A 16,907-nucleotide genomic window follows, 5' to 3' on the forward strand; every position below is an offset into this window, starting at 1 on the left:
CCGCGGAATCTCTACGAATCGTGAACGCACGTATTCACCCAGCCCTTTGGCCTGCGGATCGGGACGCGTCGTCGCGGGGGGGGCGGCGGGGGGCCCCCCCCCCCCCCCGCGACCGCCGCCGCGCCAGGGCCACGACGGCGAGCGCGGCGAGCGGAATGGCCACCGCGACGGTGACGATCACGTGACCCCAGAGGAGCCAGACCTGACTCATCAGAGAGGGGGATCAGGGTACGGGAAGGTGGCGGGAAAGAAAGGTCGTGGAGAGGTCCCAGAGGACCGGCCCGGCCTCCGGATCGTGGAAGCGCGGCGCGAACCGGTTGTGGAACGCGTGACCCGCCTCCTCGAAGACGCGGACCTCGACTCCGGGACGCCCCTCTGCCGCCCGCTCGACCTCGGCCACCCGATCGCGCGGGATGTAGGAGTCGCGGCCCCCGAAGGCGCACAGGAGCGGCGTGGAGATCGAGTCCAGCCGATCGGTGAGGTCGGGCACGGCCGAGCCGTACCAGGACACCACGGCCTCGGGCGCGTCCCGCGCCGCCAGCAGGAAGCCGATCGAGCCGCCCAGGCAGATGCCGAAGACGCCCGCCCCGCCGGTGACCTCCGGCAGGCCGCGCAGGCGGGCCAGGGCCGCCGAGGCGTCGGCGACGCCCTGCTTGAAGTCGAACCGCCCGACCAGTTCGATCGACCTGGCCAGCCCCTCGTCGTCGTGGTCGGCCTGCCAGTGCGGCTGGAGCCGCCAGAACAGGTCGGGAGCGCCCACGACGTAGCCGAGCGCGGCGAGATCGGCGGCCACATCACGGATGTAGGGGCCGACGCCCCAGACCTCCTGGAGCAGCAGGAGCGCGGGCCCGCGGCCCGCCTCCGGCAGCCACAGGGGCATGTCCATCGACCCGCCCGTCAGGGGCACCGTCTCGTCTCGCGTGTCCATGACGATCCAGGATGGCACGCGCGCCGAAGATCGCCAATCGGTCTGGCGCGCGCCGCCGTCCGGAGAGACGATGCGGGGGACATTAAGGGAGATGTGTTGTCCGAGAGTCACGAAAGCCAGCAAAGAGTGATACGTCACTTCATTGACGGCGAGTGGGTCGCCGAGGGCGAAACCTTCCCGGGATACGACCCGCGTACCGGCGCGGAGAACGCCCGCGTCCACGAGGCGGGCCCCGGCGTCGTGGACCGGGCCGTCACGGCCGCCAGACGCGCGCTGCCGGGCTGGGCGGGCCTTCCGGTGGCAGAGCGCTCGGCGTGGCTCCGCAGGCTCGCCGACGCCATGGAGGAGCGTTTCGAGGACCTTGTGGACGCCGAGGTGGCCGACACCGGCAAACCCCGCGCCCAGGCCCGCACCCTCGACATCCCGCGCGGCGCCGCCAACTTCCGCACCTTCGCCGACATCGCCGCCCAGCGGCCGGACAACGCCTACCACCTGCCGGGCACGCTGAGCTACACCGTGCGCCGCCCGCTGGGGGTGGTGGCGGTGGTCGTGCCGTGGAACCTGCCGTTCCTCCTGACCACCTGGAAGGTCGGCGCGGCGCTGGTGGCGGGCAACGCGGTGGTGCTCAAGCCGTCGGAGCTGACGCCGGGGTCGGCGGCGGTGCTCGCGGACATCGCGGCGCGGGCGGGCCTGCCGTCCGGGGTGCTCAACGTGGTCAACGGCTTCGGCGCGGGGTCGGCGGGGGAGTTCCTGACCACGCATCCGGGCGTGGACGGTGTCACGTTCACCGGCGAGAGCCGTACCGGGTCGGCGATCATGCGCGGGGTGGCCGACCGGGTCAAGCCGGTCTCCTTCGAGCTGGGCGGCAAGAACGCCGGGCTGGTGTTCGCCGACGCCGACCTTGACGCGGCCGTGGCGGGCGCGGTCCGCTCGGTGTTCACCAACGGCGGCCAGGTGTGCCTGTGCACCGAGCGGCTCTACGTGCAGCGGCCGGTGTTCGAGGAGTTCGCCGGACGGCTGGCCAAGCGGGCCGCCGAACTGGCCCACGACGGCGACCTGATGCCGATGATCTCCGCGGAGCACCGCGACAAGGTGCTCTCCTACTACCGCCTCGCCCTCTCTGAGGGGGCCACGGTGCTCGCGGGCGGGGGAGTGCCGTCCGGCCGTGGGAAGGGGTACCACGTGGAGCCGACCGTGCTCACCGGGCTGCCGCACTCCTCGCGGGTGAACCGCGAGGAGATGTTCGGCCCGGTCTGCCACATCGCGCCCTTCGACACCGAGGCCGAGGCGGTCTCGCTGGCCAACGACAGCGAGTACGGCCTGGCCGCCACGCTGTGGACCCGCGACCTGTCCCGCGCCCACCGGGTGGCGGGGGCGATCGAGGCCGGGCTCGTCTGGGTCAACACCTGGTTCCTGCGCGACCTGCGCACGCCGTTCGGCGGGCTGCGACTGTCCGGGATCGGCCGGGAGGGCGGGGTCCACTCGCTGGACTTCTACTCCGAGCCGACCACCGTCACGATCAGCCTGGAGCCCGCGAGTGAATGACCGCGACGGCGGCACACCGTCCGATGACAACGGGGTGCTGGCCGCGGGGAAGGCGCCCCCGCTGGGCCGTTATCCGCACGCCCGCCGCGCGGGCGGCTTCGTCTTCGTGTCCGGCACCAGCGCCCGCAGGCCCGATGGCGTCGTCGAGGGCGGGGCCGACATCCGCCTCCAGACCGCCGCCGTGATCGAGAACGTCCGCGACATCCTCGCCGCCGCCGGAGGCGGCCTGCGGGATCTCGTCCAGGTCACCGTCTACCTGACCGATATGGCCGACTTCGGTGGGTACAACGAGGTCTACGCCCGCTACTTCGATCAGGAGACCGGCCCGGCCCGCACCACCGTCGAGGTCTCCCGGCTGCCCCACCCCGGCCTGCTCATCGAGATGCAGGCCGTGGCCCACCCCCGAGCGGAGGAACCATGATCCCGCCCATCGACTTCACCAAGTGGATCGACGAGCACGCCCACCTGCTCAAGCCTCCGGTGGGCAACAAAGTGATCTTCGAGGGCGCCGACGACCTGATCGTGATGGTCGTCGGCGGGCCGAACGCCCGCACCGACTACCACGTGGACCCCTACGAGGAGCTGTTCTACCAGGTGCGCGGCAACATGCACGTCAACGTGATCACCCCGGACGGCCCCGACACCGTGCACATCCGCGAAGGGCAGATGTGGCTGCTGCCGCGCGGCCTGCCGCACTCCCCGCAGCGCCCCGAGCCCGGGTCGATCGGCTTCCTGGTGGAGCGGGTCAGGCCCGAGGGCACCCTGGAGCGGTTCCAGTGGTACTGCCCGGACTGCTCGGCCCTGGTCTACGAAGTGGAGTTGCAGGTCCGCGACATCGTGCTGGACCTGCCGCCGGTGTTCGAGGCGTTCTACGCCGACGAGAAGGCCCGCACCTGCGACTCCTGCGGGGCGCTTCACCCCGGAAAGGGCTGATCGCGCCGATGGCGGCGGTCATCGACGTCCACACCCACCAGGTGCCGCGCGGCTGGCCCGGCCTCGGCTGGCCGGGTGCGCCCCGGCTGCGGATCGAGTCCGAGCGGGAGGCGATGATCCTGCTCGGCGACCGCGAGTTCCGGCGGATCACCGACGAGTGCTGGAACCCGGACAGACGCCTGGCGATCATGGACGAGGAGGGCGTGGACGTCCAGGTGGTGTCGCCGACGCCGGTGTTCTTCGGGTACGACCGGCCGGCGGCGCAGGCCGTACGGGTGTGCGAGGTGTTCAACGACCTGGCCCTGACGATCTGCCGGGGGGAACGGCTGGTGCCGTTCTGCCAGGTGCCGCTGCAGGACCCGGACCTCGCCTGCGCCGAGCTGGACCGCTGCCTGGCCGCCGGGCACGCCGGGGTCGAGATCGGCAACCACGTGGGCGACCGCGACCTCGACGACGCGGGCGTGGTCCAGTTCCTCGCGCACTGCGCGTCGGCCGGGGCGCCGGTGTTCGTCCACCCGTGGGACCTGCCGGGCGGGCCCCGGATCGAGCGCTGGATGGCGCAGTGGCTGGTCGGCATGCCCGCCGAGACCCACCTGTCGGTGCTGGCGCTGATCCTGGGCGGCGCGTTCGACCGGCTCCCGCGCTCGCTGCGGCTGTGCTTCGCGCACGGCGGCGGGTCGTTCGCGTTCTGGCTGGGCCGGTTCGAGAACGCCTGGCACCGCCGTCGCGACGTGGTAGGGGTGTCCGAGCATCCGCCGTCCCACTACCTCGACCGGTTCAGCGTGGACTCCGTGGTGTTCGACGAGCGCGCGCTGCGCCTGCTCGTGGACACCCTCGGCGAGGACCGCGTGCTGCTCGGCTCCGACTTCCCCTACCCGCTCGGCGAGTCGCCGGTGGGCGGGGTCATCCGTGACGCGGGCTTCCTTTCGGAGACGGCCCGCGCCAAGCTCCTCGGCGGCAACGCCGCCGCGTTCCTCGCCGGCCCCCACGGAGGATGACCGATGCCGACCACCCGCGACGACTGCCTGGCCATGGACGCCGCCGACCCGCTCGCCCGGTTCCGGGACGAGTTCGACCTCCCCGGCGACCGCATCTACCTGGCGGGCAACTCGCTGGGCGCCCCACCGAGGACGGCCGCCGACCGGGTGTCGCGCACGGTGCGGGCCGAGTGGGGCGGTGAGCTGGTCGGCGGGTGGAACACCGCGGGCTGGTTCGAGCTGCCGTTCCGGACGGGAGACCGGATCGCCCCGCTGATCGGCGCGGACCCCGGCCAGGTGGTCGTCGGCAACAGCACCTCCGTCGTGATCTTCCAGGCCCTCGCCGCCGCGCTCGGGCTGCGCCCCGGCCGCCGGGTGGTCGTCGCCGACCCGGGGGAGTTCCCCACCGACCGCTACGTGGCGCAGGGCCTCGCCGCGCTGCTGCCGGGCGCCGAGGTGCGCGACGGCACGCACGGCGGCGACGACGTCGCCGCCGTGCTCTTGTCACAGGTTCACTACCGCACCGGCGAGCGCCGCGACGTGGCCGAGGTGACCCGGCGGGTCCAGGAGTCGGGCGCGCTGATGATCTGGGACCTGTGCCACAGCGTGGGCGCGCTCCAGGTGGACGTCTCGGCGGCCGACTTCGCGGTCGGCTGCACCTACAAGTACCTCAACGGCGGGCCGGGCGCCCCGGCCTTCCTCTACGTGAACCCGCGCCACCACCGCGCCGCCCGCAACCCGCTGTCCGGCTGGTACGCCCACGCCGAGCCGTTCGCCTTCGAGCCGGGCTTCCGCCCCGCCGACGGCGTCCGCCGCTTCGCCGTGAGCACCCCTCACGTGCTGTCGTTCGCCGGGCTTGAGGCCGCGCTGGACATCTGGGAGCGCGTGGACCTCGCCCAGGTGCGGGCCAAGAGCGTGGCGATGACCGAGCTGTTCGTCGAGCTGGCCGAGGCGTCCTGCCCGGACCTGAGCCTGGTCACCCCGCGCGATCCGGAGCGGCGGGGCAGCCAGGTGAGCTTCCGCCACCCGCACGGCTACCCGGTGGTGCGCGCGCTGGCCGAGCGCGGCGTGCAGGGCGACTTCCGCGCGCCGGACGTGCTCCGCTTCGGGTTCGCCCCGCTCTACCTGCGCTACCAGGACGTGTTCGACGCCGTGGCCGTCCTCGCCGAGGTCATGGCGGCCGAGCCGTGGCGCGACGAGCGGTACACCCGCCGCCTCGCGGTGACCTGAACCCGCGGGCTCAGTCTGTTCCGCTCAATCCGGTGGGCGCTCGGCGTCGAGCCTGGCCACCAGCCGCTTGGGCGCGACCGCGCGGTAGCTCTCCTCCACCCAGTCGGTCAGCACGTCGATCTCGGGCAGCTCGGTCTCGAACGGCACCCGCACCCACCCGGACCTGCCCAGGTTGTAGCCCGCGAGCGCGGCCCCCGGCACCGAGAGCGCGTGATCACCCGACAGCGGGAGCTTCACGGTGAGCCCGGGGGACCACTTCTCGGTCGGCTCGGGTATGCCCAGGAAGACGAAGACCTTCTTGCCGACCTTGATCACACAGTCGCCCCACGGGAAGTCCTCCCACGCCTCGGGGAGGGCGAGGCCGAAGTCGCGCACCTGCGCGCGCACCGCGCGCCAGTCGTCCATGGCCCCATTCTCCCCATGGCGGGCCGGGATCACCACCGCAGGCTGGTGGACTGCGCCCCGCCGTTGAAGTCGCCGCTTCCGGTCAGCCGCCAGCGCTGCCTGGACTGGTACAGCGCGCCGTCCGGTGGGTCCACCCGGAACCAGCCGCAGGTCTTGATCTCGCCGTCGCGGGTGAACCGCAGCCCGTTGCACACGAACGGACCGGCCATGGTGCCGACGCCCGGCCGCCACAGCTCGACGCTGGCGTCGGCGTTGACGCCCTTGTTGCCGCGCACCTCGCCGACCACGGCGAGCACGCCGTCCTTGATCCGGATGCAGGGACGCATCGCGATGCCGGTCTTGCCGACCACCAGCCACGGCTGGCGGCACCGGATGGCGTCCGGCAGGGGTGGCGGCTGCTGGATGACCGACGGTTTGCCGCTGGGCTCGACCTTGGGCTTGGTCGGCTTCGGCGTGGGGGCGGGCTTCTTGGCCGCGGGCTTCCTGGTCGGCTCGGACGTCGAGGCGGGGTTCGACGTGGCCGGGTTCTTGGCCGAAGGGGTTTTTACCGGCTTGCGCGTTGTCGCGGAGGGGGCCTCGGTCGGCTCCGCGTCCACCACCTGCGGCGTGAGCGTGGCCAGCGGGTGCCTGGTGGGCTTCGGGGTGGGCGTGATCGACTGCTCGGCCGCCGCGTTGACCGGCCCCGTGGGGTCGCCCGTCCGGGCGAGCTGCACCGCGATCAGGGCCAGGACGGTGGCCGCGGCGGCGCTGGTCACCGCGATGACCGCCCGGCGCCCTCGTCCCCTGGGCCGCGCCACGGGCCGCGCGGCCTGGGAGACCGGCACGGCGGTGATCGTCAGTGGCGCGTCGCGGTGCACCGGGGTGATCGGCGGAGCAGCCGCGAGGGCGGGCAGGGCGGCCTGCAGCCGCGCCGCGAGCTCGGGCACGGCCGGGCGCTTCGCGGGGTCCTTGGCCGTGGCGTCCTTGATGATCGACCACACGTCGTCGGTCATGCCGGCCAGCCGCCGGGGCTCGCTGTTGAAGGCGCAGTTCAGCGCGGTCAGGTGGTTGCCCGCCGCGAACGGCGCGCGTCCGGCCAGCAGCTCGTAGAGGACCATGCCGAGCGCGTACGCGTCGGCGGCCGGGGCGGCGCTGGCCCCCTCGATCGCCTCCGGCGCCATGTAGATCGGCGTACCGACGACGGCGGTCGCGGCGGCGGCCGGGCCCTGCAGGATGCGGGCCACGCCGAAGTCGGTCAGCATCGCGGTACGGCCGAGCAGCACGTTCGCGGGCTTGACGTCGCGGTGGACCACTCCGGCGGCGTGGGCGACGGTCAGCGCCCCCGCCAGCTCGATGGCGATGCCAACGGCCTGGGCGGGCGGGAGCGTGCCCCGCTCGCGCAGATGGCGGCCGAGGTCGCTGCCCTCGATCAGGTCCATCACGATCGCGACGCGTGAGCCTTCGATCACGAAGTCGCGGATGGCCACGATTCCGGGATGGCGCAGGCGCAGCAGGACATTGCGCTCCTGTACGAAGCGCCCGACGATATCGGGGTCGTCAAGGAGCCGGCCGTGCAACAGCTTGGCGGCGACGTGTTCCCCCGTCCGCCGGTCCACGGCGCGCCATACGGCGCCCATGGCCCCTTCCCCGATCTTGTCGAGGAGCCGGTAGTTGCTGCCGAGCGAGTCGTGCTGGTGGTCTCCCGGTGGCATAGCGTGATGATCCTACCGGTATCGGGCATGGTGCGGATGAGAAATGCGCGATTTGTGTGATTAGTGAGCCCTGTTCGGGTTTTAGCGACTCGCCCGGCGGCGGGTTCCGGGCTCACGCGCGGTCTCCTCATCGGGCAGCGCCCGGGGCGAGGGCGGCGAGGGCGGGGCCATCGGCAGGCGCAGCACCATCCGCGTTCCGCTGCCGCGCGGCGGGTCCTCGACGCGCAGTCGTCCGCCGTGCGCCGTGGCGATGTCCCTGGCGATGGACAGCCCGAGCCCGGTGCCGCCCATGGACCGGCTGCGGGCGGTGTCCAGGCGGGTGAAGCGCTGGAAGACCCGCTCCCGGTCGGCGGGCGGGATGCCGCCGCCGTCGTCGCTGACCTCCAGGACGGCCCGGCCGTCCGAGGCGGTGACGGAGACCGCCACCTCGCTGTTCGCGTGCCGGTCGGCGTTGGTCAGCAGGTTGGACACGAGCTGCTTGAGCTGCTCCGCCTCGCCGGGGACGGGCACGCTGCGCCCGAGGTCGGCCGACACCCGCATCTTGAGCGACGTCTCCGTCAGCACCGCGCGGGTCAGCGCGGCCAGGTCCACCCGGCTCTTGTGCGGACGGTATCCCGAGTCCATCCGCGAAAGGGTGTGCAGGTCCTCCACGATCGCCTGGATCCGGTCGGCGTCGCCCAGGACCTCCCTGAGCGTCTGCCAGGGGTCGGTGTCCTCCTGGTCGGCGAGCGCGAACTCGATGCGGGTGCGCAGACCGGTCAGCGGCGTGCGCAGCTCGTGCGACGCGTCGGAGGCGAACTGACGCTCGTGCTCCACCGCGCGCTCCAGCCGGTCGAGCGTGCGGTTGACGGTCTCGGCCAGGCGATCCACCTCGTTGGAGGGCTCGCCTTCGGCGGGCACCGGCATCCTGCGAGTGAGATCCGAAGCCGTGATCTCCGTCATCTCCCTTCTGATCCGTTCGATGGAGGCGAGCGAGTGACCCACCGCGCGCCAGATGCTCCAGCCCGCGAGCGCGATCAGCACGACGGCGAGGACCATGAGCCCGATCTCGGGTCCCAGAGTCCCGGTGGGGACGGGGGTCCGTGTCGCCGCGTGCACCACGAGGTAGCTGATCAGCTCCACGGCGATCAGCAGCACGCCGAACACCAGCAGTGCCGTGATCGTTATCCGCGCGCGAAGGGATCGCATGCCAGGTGATCTCTTGATGGCCATCGCTCCCCCGGTGGTCCGCCCGATGTCCCAATTAGGGCTATCTGCCCATGTATAGGCGACGGCGCCTCACGGGAGGGCAAACCGGTGTTCTATACCTGCACCAGATCGGCCAGGTTCACGTGCCGTGCCACGTCGCGGACGTCCGCGTAGTAGCCGATGAGGGTACGGCGGTCGTCGCGCCAGCGGCAGATGCGCAGGCACGGCCTATCGTTCACGACGACGACCTTGACCTCGGTCCCGTCGGATGCACGCCAGGTACTCATGGCCTCGACGCTACGAGAGGCACCGTAACGGGCGAGTAACCGCAATCTAGACATTTGCCGTGCGTTACGGCGGCTGCGCCAAAATGAGGGAACATGAGCATGCCTTACATCTATGTGACCCGCACGCTGACGGACTCGGCCATGGCCGACGTTCGCGGGTTGGGGCGGCCCGTCGTCACCGGCGGTGACGAACCGCCGGGGCGCGACGATCTGCTGCGGCACGCCCAGGGGGCGGTGGCGGTCGTCTGCACGCTCACCGAGCGGATCGACGCGGAGTTCCTCGACGCCGCCGGGCCCGGGCTCCGGATCGTCGCCAACACCGCCGTCGGGTACGACAACATCGACGTGCCCGCCGCCACCGAGCGCGGCGTACGGGTGACCAACACCCCCGGCGTCCTGGACGGCGCGACCGCCGACCTCACCATGGCGCTGATCCTCGCCGCCGCCCGCAGGGTGCTGGACGGCGACCGGCTCATCCGCGAGCGCACGCCATGGATCTGGGGCCCGAGGATGATGCTCGGCCTCGACCTCAGCGCGGGCGCGACGCTCGGCATCGTCGGATACGGCAGGATCGGCAGGGCCGTCGCCCGGCGTGCCCGGGCCTTCGACATGCCGATCCTGGCCACGCCCACCTCCACGCCCCTCACCGGCGACGACGGCCAGGGCGTCACCTTCGTGGAGCTTCCCGAACTGCTCTCCCGCAGCGACGTCGTCACCCTGCACTGCCCGCTCACGCCCGCCACGCGCCACCTGATCGACGCCCAGGCGCTGGCGCGGATGAAGTCGACCGCCGTCCTGGTCAACACCGCCAGGGGCGGCATCGTGGACGAGTCCGCCCTGGTCGAGGCGCTGCGGTCAGGTGGCATCGCGAGCGCGGCGCTCGACGTCTTCGAGGGGGAGCCGCGGGTCGATCCGGCACTGGCCGACCTCCCCAACACCGTGCTGACCCCGCACATCGGCAGCGCGGGCACCGCGACGCGCGAGCGGATGTGCGGCCTCTCGGTCGCCAACGTGGCCGAGGTGCTCGCCGGGCGAGACCCGGTCACGCCGGTGAATTGAGCACCGGTGCGGGGTAGGGGTCCGGGTGACCCAAGGAGGAGATCATGGCATCGCTGGTAGACAAGCTCCGCCGCTACCTCAGCAGCCCGAAGGGGCGCCAGGTCGTGGACAAGGCCAAGCGCGCCGCCAACGACCCCCGCAACCAGCGCAAGGCCCGCGAGCTGCTCGACCGCCTGCGTTCGCGAGGCCGGCGGTAGGGGCCGGTCGGCGGCCGGGCGGGGCTCAGACCAGGCCGACCATGAACCCCTCGTCGCGGATCCCCTGATAGACCGCCGGGCAGAATCTCCCCATGGCGCCCTCGATGATCGGGATGTAGCCGGGCGAGTCGCCGAGGGGCAGGCGGTAGCCGTTCTTGACCGTGTGGAACTCCCACAGGTGCTCCATCTCCGGGTGCCGGCTCCGGAAGCCGGGGTCGGCCGGATGGAGGTCGAGGCGGACCATCACCTTGCGCATGATGTAGTCGGCGAGCTTGACGCGGCGCTGCTTGGTCCGTGAGATCACCACTGCCGACAGCTCCCGCCACGGCACGGCCCAGGGCTTGCCCTGCGGGTCGTCCCAGCGCACGCCGTCGGCGTCGAAGATCAGCTTGCGCGGGCGCGACAGCTTGCCCCAGGTGAGGACCGGCAGCAGGCCGATCGCCAGGAAGACCAGGCCGAACACGAACCCCACGATGGTCGCCCCGGTGCCGCCCGTCACCCCGCCGGTGAGCGACGACACCACGGCGATCAGGCCGACGGCCCCGGCGACGGCTCCGCCGATGATCGCCTTGGTCTTGGCCCGCGTGGCCACGTCGATCACCACGGGCGGGGGAGGCTGGTGCGGCATGTGCCCGGGCGGAGGGTAAGCAGGGGGAGGGTAACCGGGCTGCTGGTAGGCCGGCGGCTGGGGCGGCTGGGGCGGCTGGGGCGCCTGCTGTACGCCGTACGGCGGCTGGTGGTGACCGGGTGGCCGGTAGTGGCCGTTCGCTTGGGGGTTCGGTGGGGGGCCTTGGTGCTGAGGCGCGCCGTACGTCATAGGCGGCCAGGCTACTGGGCGCTACTGGGCCTTCCTCCCATTTCATCCCATTGCGAAGTGTCAGTCCGGTCTCGACAACTCGGGCAAATGCTGACAAATGCCTGCAATTAAGGATTGATGCCGTAGTATATGAAATGTGGGGTGCGGCGAGAATTTTCATGAAGGCAATATTTAGTATGAGAATCCGGTAATTCTCGTTGCGCTAAGTGACGGATTGACTTCAGAATGGCGCGGAAGCATACTGGTGAGGTCCAGCAAAATCAGTGTGAATCCGGAGGTGATTCACCCGTAGGCCCCGGTATGGTAAACGCCCGTTCGATTCGCCATGGTCAACCGCGTGTACACGTGATAGCCCGGCGGTCCTGAAATCCCCCCGTATTCCCCCCTTATCACACCTGGCCGCGCGCGGGCCGCCGTACTGACGTGCCCTAATTTCCGGTGGTTTCCGCCTGGCCGCTCCATTCTGACCAGCTCTGTATTCCATCCCCCCGATGGAGATTGGTGGTGCCATCGTGACCGAGACGGTGGAGAACATCCCGGTTGCCGACGAGCCGGAATCCTCCCAGTTGAGCCTGAGCACGGCCGCCGCGCGCAATCTCGCGACGACGACCAAGTCCGTGCCGCAGATGCAGGGCATCACCTCGCGGTGGCTCCTGCGCGTGCTTCCCTGGGTTCAGGTCAACGGCGGCACCTACCGGGTCAACCGTCGCCTGAGTTACGCCGTGGGTGACGGGCGGGTCAGTTTCAGTACCACCGGTGCCGAGATCAGGGTCATCCCCGCCGAGCTGACCGAACTCGCGGTGCTGCGTGGGTTCGACGACGCCGAGGTGCTGACGGCCCTGGCCGGGCGCTTCGAGCAACGCGAGTTCGCGCCGGGCGACGTGCTGGTCACCACGGGGGCCCCGGTCGACGAGCTGTACGTGATCGCACACGGCAAGGTCAACAAGATCGGCGCCGGCCAGTACGGCGACGACACCGTCCTCGGCGTGCTGGCCGACGGCGACTACTTCGGCGACCACGAGGTCGTCGAGCCGCAGGGCGACTGGGACTATACGATCCGGGCGATCACCGCCGGCACCGTCCTGGTGCTGCCCCGCGCGGCCTTTCAGGAGCACATCGACCAGTCCGACGCGCTGCGCTCGCACGTCGCCCGCTTCCTGGCCGCCCCCGGCAAGCCGCAGAACACCCACGGCGAGTCGGCCATCGAGCTGTCCTCCGGCCACGACGGCGAGCCCGTGCTGCCCGGCACCTTCGTCGACTACGAGCTCGCCCCGCGCGAGTACCAGCTCAGCGTCGCGCAGACCGTCCTGCGGGTGCACACCCGCGTGGCCGACCTGTACAACCAGCCGATGAACCAGGTCGAGCAGCAGCTCCGGCTGACCATCGAGGCGCTGCGCGAGCGCCAGGAACACGAGATGATCAACAACCGCGAGTTCGGCCTGCTGCACAACGCCGACCTCAAGCAGCGCATCCACACCCGCACCGGCCCGCCCACCCCGGACGACTTCGACGAACTGCTCGCCCTGGTCTGGAAGGAGCCCGCGATCTTCCTGGCCCACCCCCAGGCCATCGCCGCCTTCGGCCGCGAGTGCAGCAGGCGCGGCGTCTACCCCGACAGCGTCGACATCGCCGGTCACAAGGTGCCCGCCTGGCGCGGCGTCCCGGTGCTGCCCTGCGACAAGCTCCCGATCAGCAAGGCGCGCACCACCTCCGTCATGCTGATGCGCACCGGCGAGGCGAGCCAGGGCGTCGTCGGCCTGCACCAGACCGGCCTCCCCGACGAGTACCAGCCCAGCCTCTCCGTCAGGTTCATGGGCATCAACGAGCAGGCCGTGATGTCTTACCTGGTCAGCGCCTACTACTCGGCGGCCGTACTGGTCCCCGACGCGCTGGCCATCCTGGACAACGCCGAGATCGGTCACTGAGAAGGTCCAGCCGTGCCACCCTTTCGGCTGCCCGAGTTCTATGTTCCCCACCCGGCGAGGCTGAGTCCCCATCTCGACACGACGCGGGCCCACACCAAGGAGTGGTCCCGCGCCATGGGCATCCTCGCCGGGGGGCGGGGCGGCGGTCCATCCGGCGAGTCGCCCATTTGGGCAGAAGCCGACTTCGACGCGATGGACTACGCCCTGCTCACCGCCTACACCCACCCCGACGCCTCAGCCACCCGGCTCGACGTCGTCACCGACTGGTACGTGTGGGTGTTCGCCTTCGACGACAAATTCCTCGACGCCTACAAACGCACCCGTGACACCGCGGGGGCCGAACGCCACCTGGCCAGGCTCCGCGCCTTCATGCCGCTCCACCCCGGCACGCCCGTGCCGGAACCGGCCGACCCGGTCGAGCGGGGGCTGGCCGACCTCTGGGCCCGCACCACGCCCGACATGTCGGCCGCCTGGCGGCTCCGCTTCACCGAGCGCACCAGGGCGCTGCTCGAAGAGTCGCTCTGGGAACTCGACAACATCCGCCGCGACCGCGTGCCCAACCCGGTGGAGTACATCCAGATGCGCCGCAAGGTCGGCGGCGCCCCCTGGTCGGCCAACCTGGTCGAATACTCCCTCGGGCTGGAGATCCCGCCGTCCGTGGCCGCCACCCGGCCGCTACGCGTGCTCGAAGACACCTTCTCCGACGGCGTCCACCTGCGCAATGACCTGTTCTCCTACCAGCGCGAGACCGAGCAGGAGGGCGAGGTCAACAACAGCGTGCTGGTCATGGAGCGGTTCTTCGGCCACGACCCGCAGCGGGCCGCCGACATGGTCAACGACCTGCTCTGCTCCCGGCTCGACCAGTTCGAGAACACCGCGCTGGCCGAACTGCCCACGCTCTGCGCGGAGCACGGCCTCGGCCCCGCCGAGCAACTCGCCCTGTTCGGCTACGTCAAGGGCCTGGCCGACTGGCAGTCCGGCGGCCACGAGTGGCACCTTCGCTCCAGCCGCTACATGAAGGACGAAAGCGGCGGGCGGGCGTATACACCGCTCGGCGGTCCGGCGGGCCCGGCCGTGCTCGGGCACCAATGGCTCGGGCCGGGCGGCCTCGGCACCTCGGGCGTCCACGTGGCCCCGGGCCACCTGGCCGGCAAGGTCCGGCGAGGCGCCGCCCACCTCCCGGCCGCCGCGGTGCCGGTGGAAGCGGAGTTCGGCGTGCCGTACCAGGTGCGTCCCAATCCGCAGCGGGAGGCGGTGCGGGCCCACACCGGGCGGTGGGCGCGGGAGATGGGCATCGTCTCGCCGTACGGCGGGCCGCCCGGCTGGACTCCCGCCGCGTTCGACGCCGCCGACTACCCCGGGTTCGCCGCCCTCACCCACCCCGATGTCCCCGCCGACCGGCTCGCCGTGCTGTCCGACTGGCACACCTGGGGCTTCTACTACGACGACCTCTTCCATCACGTCCACAAACGCGCCCGCGACCTCGCCGGGGCCAGGGCACAGACCGACCGGCTGGCCGCCATCGTGTCGCCCGCCCCCGGCGTCGCGCCGCTCCCGGCCAACCCGCTGGAACGAGGGCTGCGCGACCTGTGGCGGCGCACCGCCGCCACGATGCCGCCGGCCGTCCGTGACCGGTTCGCCGAAGGGCTGGCCGACCTCTCCCGGAGCCGGCTCTGGGAGCTGGGCAACATCGTCCAGGGACGCCTGCCCGATCCGGTCGACTACGTTGAGATGCGCAGGAAGACCTCCGGCGCCGACTTCTCCACGGCCCTGCTCGGCCACGCGATCGGCGTCGAACTCCCCGACGAGGTGCTGTGGTCGGCGCCGGTCAGGGCGCTGACCGAGTGCTTCGCCGACGTCGTGGGCCTGGGCAACGACCTGGTGTCCTACCGCAAGGAGATCACCGAGGAGGGGGAGTTCCACAACGGTGTGGTGATCGCCGGGCGGTTCTTCGACTGCGGCCCCGGTCCGGCCGCGGCCGTCGTCGCCGACCTCGCCGCCGCCCGGCTCGCGCAGTTCGAGCGGATCGCGGCCGACGACCTGCCGCCGCTGTCCGACCGGCTCGGCCTCGACGCGCGGGCCCGCGCCGGGCTGGCGGCGTTCACCGAGGCACTGCGGCGGTGGATGGCGGGCGAGCGCGTCTGGTCGCGCACCACCGCCCGCTACCACCCGCGCGGGCGGGCGGCGCCGTACACCCTCGGCCGGCCGTCCCTGGCCGCCCAGTCCGCCCAGTCCGCACTGGCCGTGAGATGAACCAGACCCCCCTCCGCGATACGCACACGAACGAACGGAAACGGTGAATCGTGACGGAGACGCTGCAGGAGGCGCCGGATGACGTGGCGAGGCTCAGCCTCGGCACGGCGGCCGCGCGCAACCTCGCGACCACGACCAAGTCCGAGCCGCAGGCGCAGGGCATCACCCCGCGCTGGCTGCTGCGGGCGCTGCCCTGGGTGGAGGCCGTGGGCGGGGCCTACCGGGTCAACCGGCGGCTGACCTACGCCGTCGGCGACGGCCGGGTCAGCTTCATCACGGCGGCCGGGCGGGTCTCGGTGATCCCGCCCGAGTTGCGCGAGCTGCCGCTGCTGCGCGGCCTCGCCGATGACGCCGTGCTGGCCGAACTGGCCGAACGCTTCGAACAGCGCGAGTTCGAGGCGGGCGCCGAGATCGCCGCCGCGGGCGAGCCCGCCGAGGGCCTGTACCTGGTCGCGCACGGCAAGCTGCGCCGCACCACAGCCGGCCCGTACGGCGAGCCCGCCGAGACCGGCATGCTCGCCGACGGCGACCACTTCGGCGACGAGGCGCTGACCCGCGCCGACCCCACCTGGGACGCCTCGGTGACGGCCGTGACCGGCACGACCGTGCTCGTCCTGCCGAGGTCCGCCTTCGACGCGCTGGCGACGCGCGCGCCCGCGCTGCGCGAGCACGTGGACCGCTACCTGGCCACCCCCGAGCGGGCCACCGACAAGCACGGCGAGGCCGCCGTCGCGCTGTCGTCCGGCCACACGGGCGAGCCGGCGCTGCCGGGCACGTTCGTCGACTACGAGCTGTCACCCCGCGAGTACGAATTGAGCGTGGCGCAGACGCTGCTTCGGGTTCACACTCGGGTGACCGACCTGTTCAACGATCCGATGGACCAGCTCGGGCAGCAGCTTCGGCTGACCGTCGAGGCGCTGCGCGAGCGCCAGGAACACGAAATGATCAACAACCCCGGGTTCGGCCTGTTGCACAACGCCGACCTGCGCCAGCGGGTGCAGACCCGCACCGGTCCTCCCACCCCCGACGACCTCGACGCCATCCTGTGCCGCCGCAGGAAGTCCCGCTTCTTCCTGGCCCACCCGCGCGCCATCGCGGCCTTCCGCCGCGAGTGCACCCGCCTGGGCGTCTACCCCGAGCACGCCGACCACGAGGGCACCCGGATCACCACGTGGCGCGGGGTCCCGCTGCTGCCCTCCGACAAGATCCCGATCACTCGATCCGGCACCACCTCCATCCTGGTCATGCGGACCGGCGTGGACGACGAGGGGGTGGTCGGCCTGCGCGAGACCGGCCTGCCCGACGAGCACCAGCCCGGTCTCACGGTCCGGTTCACCGGTATCGACGAGCGGGCGGTGGCCTCGTATCTGGTGAGCGCCTATTACTCCGTGGCCGTACTGGTTCCCGACGCCCTCGGCGTGCTGGAGAACGTGGAGATCGCGCGCTGACCGTGGGGCAGGAGCCGATAGGGA

General features: G+C 71.7%; 16 protein-coding genes. 10 read left to right on the plus strand and 6 right to left on the minus strand.

What is annotated here, in order from left to right; translation table 11 throughout:
- Nucleotides 1-223 precede the first annotated feature (223 nt).
- Nucleotides 224-928 carry a dienelactone hydrolase family protein gene (locus tag P3X83_RS38575; RefSeq protein WP_277310342.1) on the minus strand — a complete coding sequence of 235 codons (705 nt, stop codon included), beginning with the start codon at nt 926-928 and terminating at the stop codon, nt 224-226.
- Between the two features lie 126 nt (nt 929-1,054).
- Between P3X83_RS38575 and P3X83_RS38580 the strand changes: the two genes are divergently transcribed.
- The 5 genes from P3X83_RS38580 to kynU are packed head-to-tail and all read left to right on the plus strand — an operon-like array spanning nt 1,055 to nt 5,613.
- Complete coding sequence (locus tag P3X83_RS38580; protein WP_277310343.1) at nt 1,055-2,473, plus strand: aldehyde dehydrogenase family protein; 1,419 nt, start codon at nt 1,055-1,057, stop codon at nt 2,471-2,473.
- The gene (locus P3X83_RS38585) at nt 2,466-2,894 is read left to right on the plus strand and encodes a RidA family protein (RefSeq protein WP_277310344.1); all 429 of its coding nucleotides are present in this window, start codon (nt 2,466-2,468) and stop codon (nt 2,892-2,894) included. Before P3X83_RS38580 ends, P3X83_RS38585 begins: the two co-directional genes overlap by 8 nt.
- Nucleotides 2,891-3,406, plus strand: a complete 516-nt coding sequence (locus tag P3X83_RS38590) for a 3-hydroxyanthranilate 3,4-dioxygenase (protein ID WP_277310345.1) — start codon at nt 2,891-2,893, stop codon at nt 3,404-3,406. The genes P3X83_RS38585 and P3X83_RS38590 overlap by 4 nt, the downstream gene beginning before the upstream one ends.
- Before the next feature lie 8 nt (nt 3,407-3,414).
- Nucleotides 3,415-4,404 carry an amidohydrolase family protein gene (locus P3X83_RS38595; protein ID WP_277310346.1) on the plus strand — a complete coding sequence of 330 codons (990 nt, stop codon included), beginning with the start codon at nt 3,415-3,417 and terminating at the stop codon, nt 4,402-4,404.
- A gap of 3 nt (nt 4,405-4,407) precedes the next feature.
- Entirely contained in the window at nt 4,408-5,613 is a 1,206-nt protein-coding gene (gene kynU / locus P3X83_RS38600; RefSeq protein ID WP_277310347.1) for a kynureninase, read from the plus strand.
- A 24-nt stretch (nt 5,614-5,637) separates the two neighbouring features.
- On the opposite strand, the gene P3X83_RS38605 is transcribed toward kynU, so the two are convergent.
- The 4 genes from P3X83_RS38605 to P3X83_RS38620 form a co-directional block, all read right to left on the minus strand.
- Nucleotides 5,638-6,018, minus strand: coding sequence for an MmcQ/YjbR family DNA-binding protein (locus P3X83_RS38605; RefSeq protein ID WP_277310348.1), 381 nt, complete (start codon nt 6,016-6,018; stop codon nt 5,638-5,640).
- 29 nt (nt 6,019-6,047) lie between these two features.
- Nucleotides 6,048-7,709, minus strand: a complete 1,662-nt coding sequence (locus P3X83_RS38610; protein ID WP_277310349.1) for a serine/threonine-protein kinase — start codon at nt 7,707-7,709, stop codon at nt 6,048-6,050.
- An 81-nt stretch (nt 7,710-7,790) separates the two neighbouring features.
- The gene (locus P3X83_RS38615) at nt 7,791-8,897 is read right to left on the minus strand and encodes an ATP-binding protein (protein ID WP_277310350.1); all 1,107 of its coding nucleotides are present in this window, start codon (nt 8,895-8,897) and stop codon (nt 7,791-7,793) included.
- A 113-nt stretch (nt 8,898-9,010) separates the two neighbouring features.
- A complete protein-coding gene (locus P3X83_RS38620; RefSeq protein ID WP_277310351.1) occupies nt 9,011-9,184 on the minus strand; it encodes a hypothetical protein in 174 nt (57 codons plus the stop codon).
- A gap of 93 nt (nt 9,185-9,277) precedes the next feature.
- On the opposite strand from P3X83_RS38620, the gene P3X83_RS38625 reads away from it, so the two are divergent.
- A complete protein-coding gene (locus P3X83_RS38625) occupies nt 9,278-10,243 on the plus strand; it encodes a D-glycerate dehydrogenase (RefSeq protein WP_277310352.1) in 966 nt (321 codons plus the stop codon).
- 44 nt (nt 10,244-10,287) lie between these two features.
- Nucleotides 10,288-10,440, plus strand: coding sequence for a hypothetical protein (locus P3X83_RS38630; protein WP_277310353.1), 153 nt, complete (start codon nt 10,288-10,290; stop codon nt 10,438-10,440).
- 25 nt (nt 10,441-10,465) lie between these two features.
- Here P3X83_RS38630 and P3X83_RS38635 read toward each other — a convergent pair whose 3' ends face one another.
- Nucleotides 10,466-11,068: a hypothetical protein gene (locus P3X83_RS38635; RefSeq protein WP_277310354.1), complete on the minus strand. Its 603-nt coding sequence runs from the start codon at nt 11,066-11,068 to the stop codon at nt 10,466-10,468.
- 680 nt (nt 11,069-11,748) lie between these two features.
- On the opposite strand from P3X83_RS38635, the gene P3X83_RS38640 reads away from it, so the two are divergent.
- The 3 genes from P3X83_RS38640 to P3X83_RS38650 are packed head-to-tail and all read left to right on the plus strand — an operon-like array spanning nt 11,749 to nt 16,883.
- Entirely contained in the window at nt 11,749-13,182 is a 1,434-nt protein-coding gene (locus P3X83_RS38640) for a family 2B encapsulin nanocompartment shell protein (protein WP_277310355.1), read from the plus strand.
- Nucleotides 13,183-13,194: 12 nt separating this feature from the next.
- Nucleotides 13,195-15,435, plus strand: a complete 2,241-nt coding sequence (locus P3X83_RS38645) for a germacradienol/geosmin synthase (protein ID WP_277310356.1) — start codon at nt 13,195-13,197, stop codon at nt 15,433-15,435.
- A 50-nt stretch (nt 15,436-15,485) separates the two neighbouring features.
- On the plus strand, nt 15,486-16,883 hold the full coding sequence (locus P3X83_RS38650) for a family 2B encapsulin nanocompartment shell protein (RefSeq protein ID WP_277310357.1): 1,398 nt from the start codon (nt 15,486-15,488) through the stop codon (nt 16,881-16,883).
- Nucleotides 16,884-16,907: the final 24 nt, after the last annotated feature.

This window comes from Spongiactinospora sp. TRM90649 (genome assembly GCF_029382225.1).
Taxonomy (GTDB): domain Bacteria; phylum Actinomycetota; class Actinomycetes; order Streptosporangiales; family Streptosporangiaceae; genus Spongiactinospora.

What these genes read in the sequence shown, in the direction of transcription:
- P3X83_RS38610 (WP_277310349.1), bottom strand. Translation starts at nt 7,709, where the DNA reads ATGCCACCGGGAGACCACCAGCACGACTCGCTCGGCAGCAACTACCGG.
- kynU (WP_277310347.1), top strand. Translation starts at nt 4,408, where the DNA reads ATGCCGACCACCCGCGACGACTGCCTGGCCATGGACGCCGCCGACCCG.
- P3X83_RS38595 (WP_277310346.1), top strand. Translation starts at nt 3,415, where the DNA reads ATGGCGGCGGTCATCGACGTCCACACCCACCAGGTGCCGCGCGGCTGG.
- P3X83_RS38575 (WP_277310342.1), bottom strand. Translation starts at nt 928, where the DNA reads ATGGACACGCGAGACGAGACGGTGCCCCTGACGGGCGGGTCGATGGAC.
- P3X83_RS38620 (WP_277310351.1), bottom strand. Translation starts at nt 9,184, where the DNA reads ATGAGTACCTGGCGTGCATCCGACGGGACCGAGGTCAAGGTCGTCGTC.
- P3X83_RS38635 (WP_277310354.1), bottom strand. Translation starts at nt 11,068, where the DNA reads ATGCCGCACCAGCCTCCCCCGCCCGTGGTGATCGACGTGGCCACGCGG.
- P3X83_RS38625 (WP_277310352.1), top strand. Translation starts at nt 9,278, where the DNA reads ATGAGCATGCCTTACATCTATGTGACCCGCACGCTGACGGACTCGGCC.
- P3X83_RS38590 (WP_277310345.1), top strand. Translation starts at nt 2,891, where the DNA reads ATGATCCCGCCCATCGACTTCACCAAGTGGATCGACGAGCACGCCCAC.
- P3X83_RS38605 (WP_277310348.1), bottom strand. Translation starts at nt 6,018, where the DNA reads ATGGACGACTGGCGCGCGGTGCGCGCGCAGGTGCGCGACTTCGGCCTC.
- P3X83_RS38615 (WP_277310350.1), bottom strand. Translation starts at nt 8,897, where the DNA reads ATGCGATCCCTTCGCGCGCGGATAACGATCACGGCACTGCTGGTGTTC.
- P3X83_RS38640 (WP_277310355.1), top strand. Translation starts at nt 11,749, where the DNA reads ATGGAGATTGGTGGTGCCATCGTGACCGAGACGGTGGAGAACATCCCG.
- P3X83_RS38630 (WP_277310353.1), top strand. Translation starts at nt 10,288, where the DNA reads ATGGCATCGCTGGTAGACAAGCTCCGCCGCTACCTCAGCAGCCCGAAG.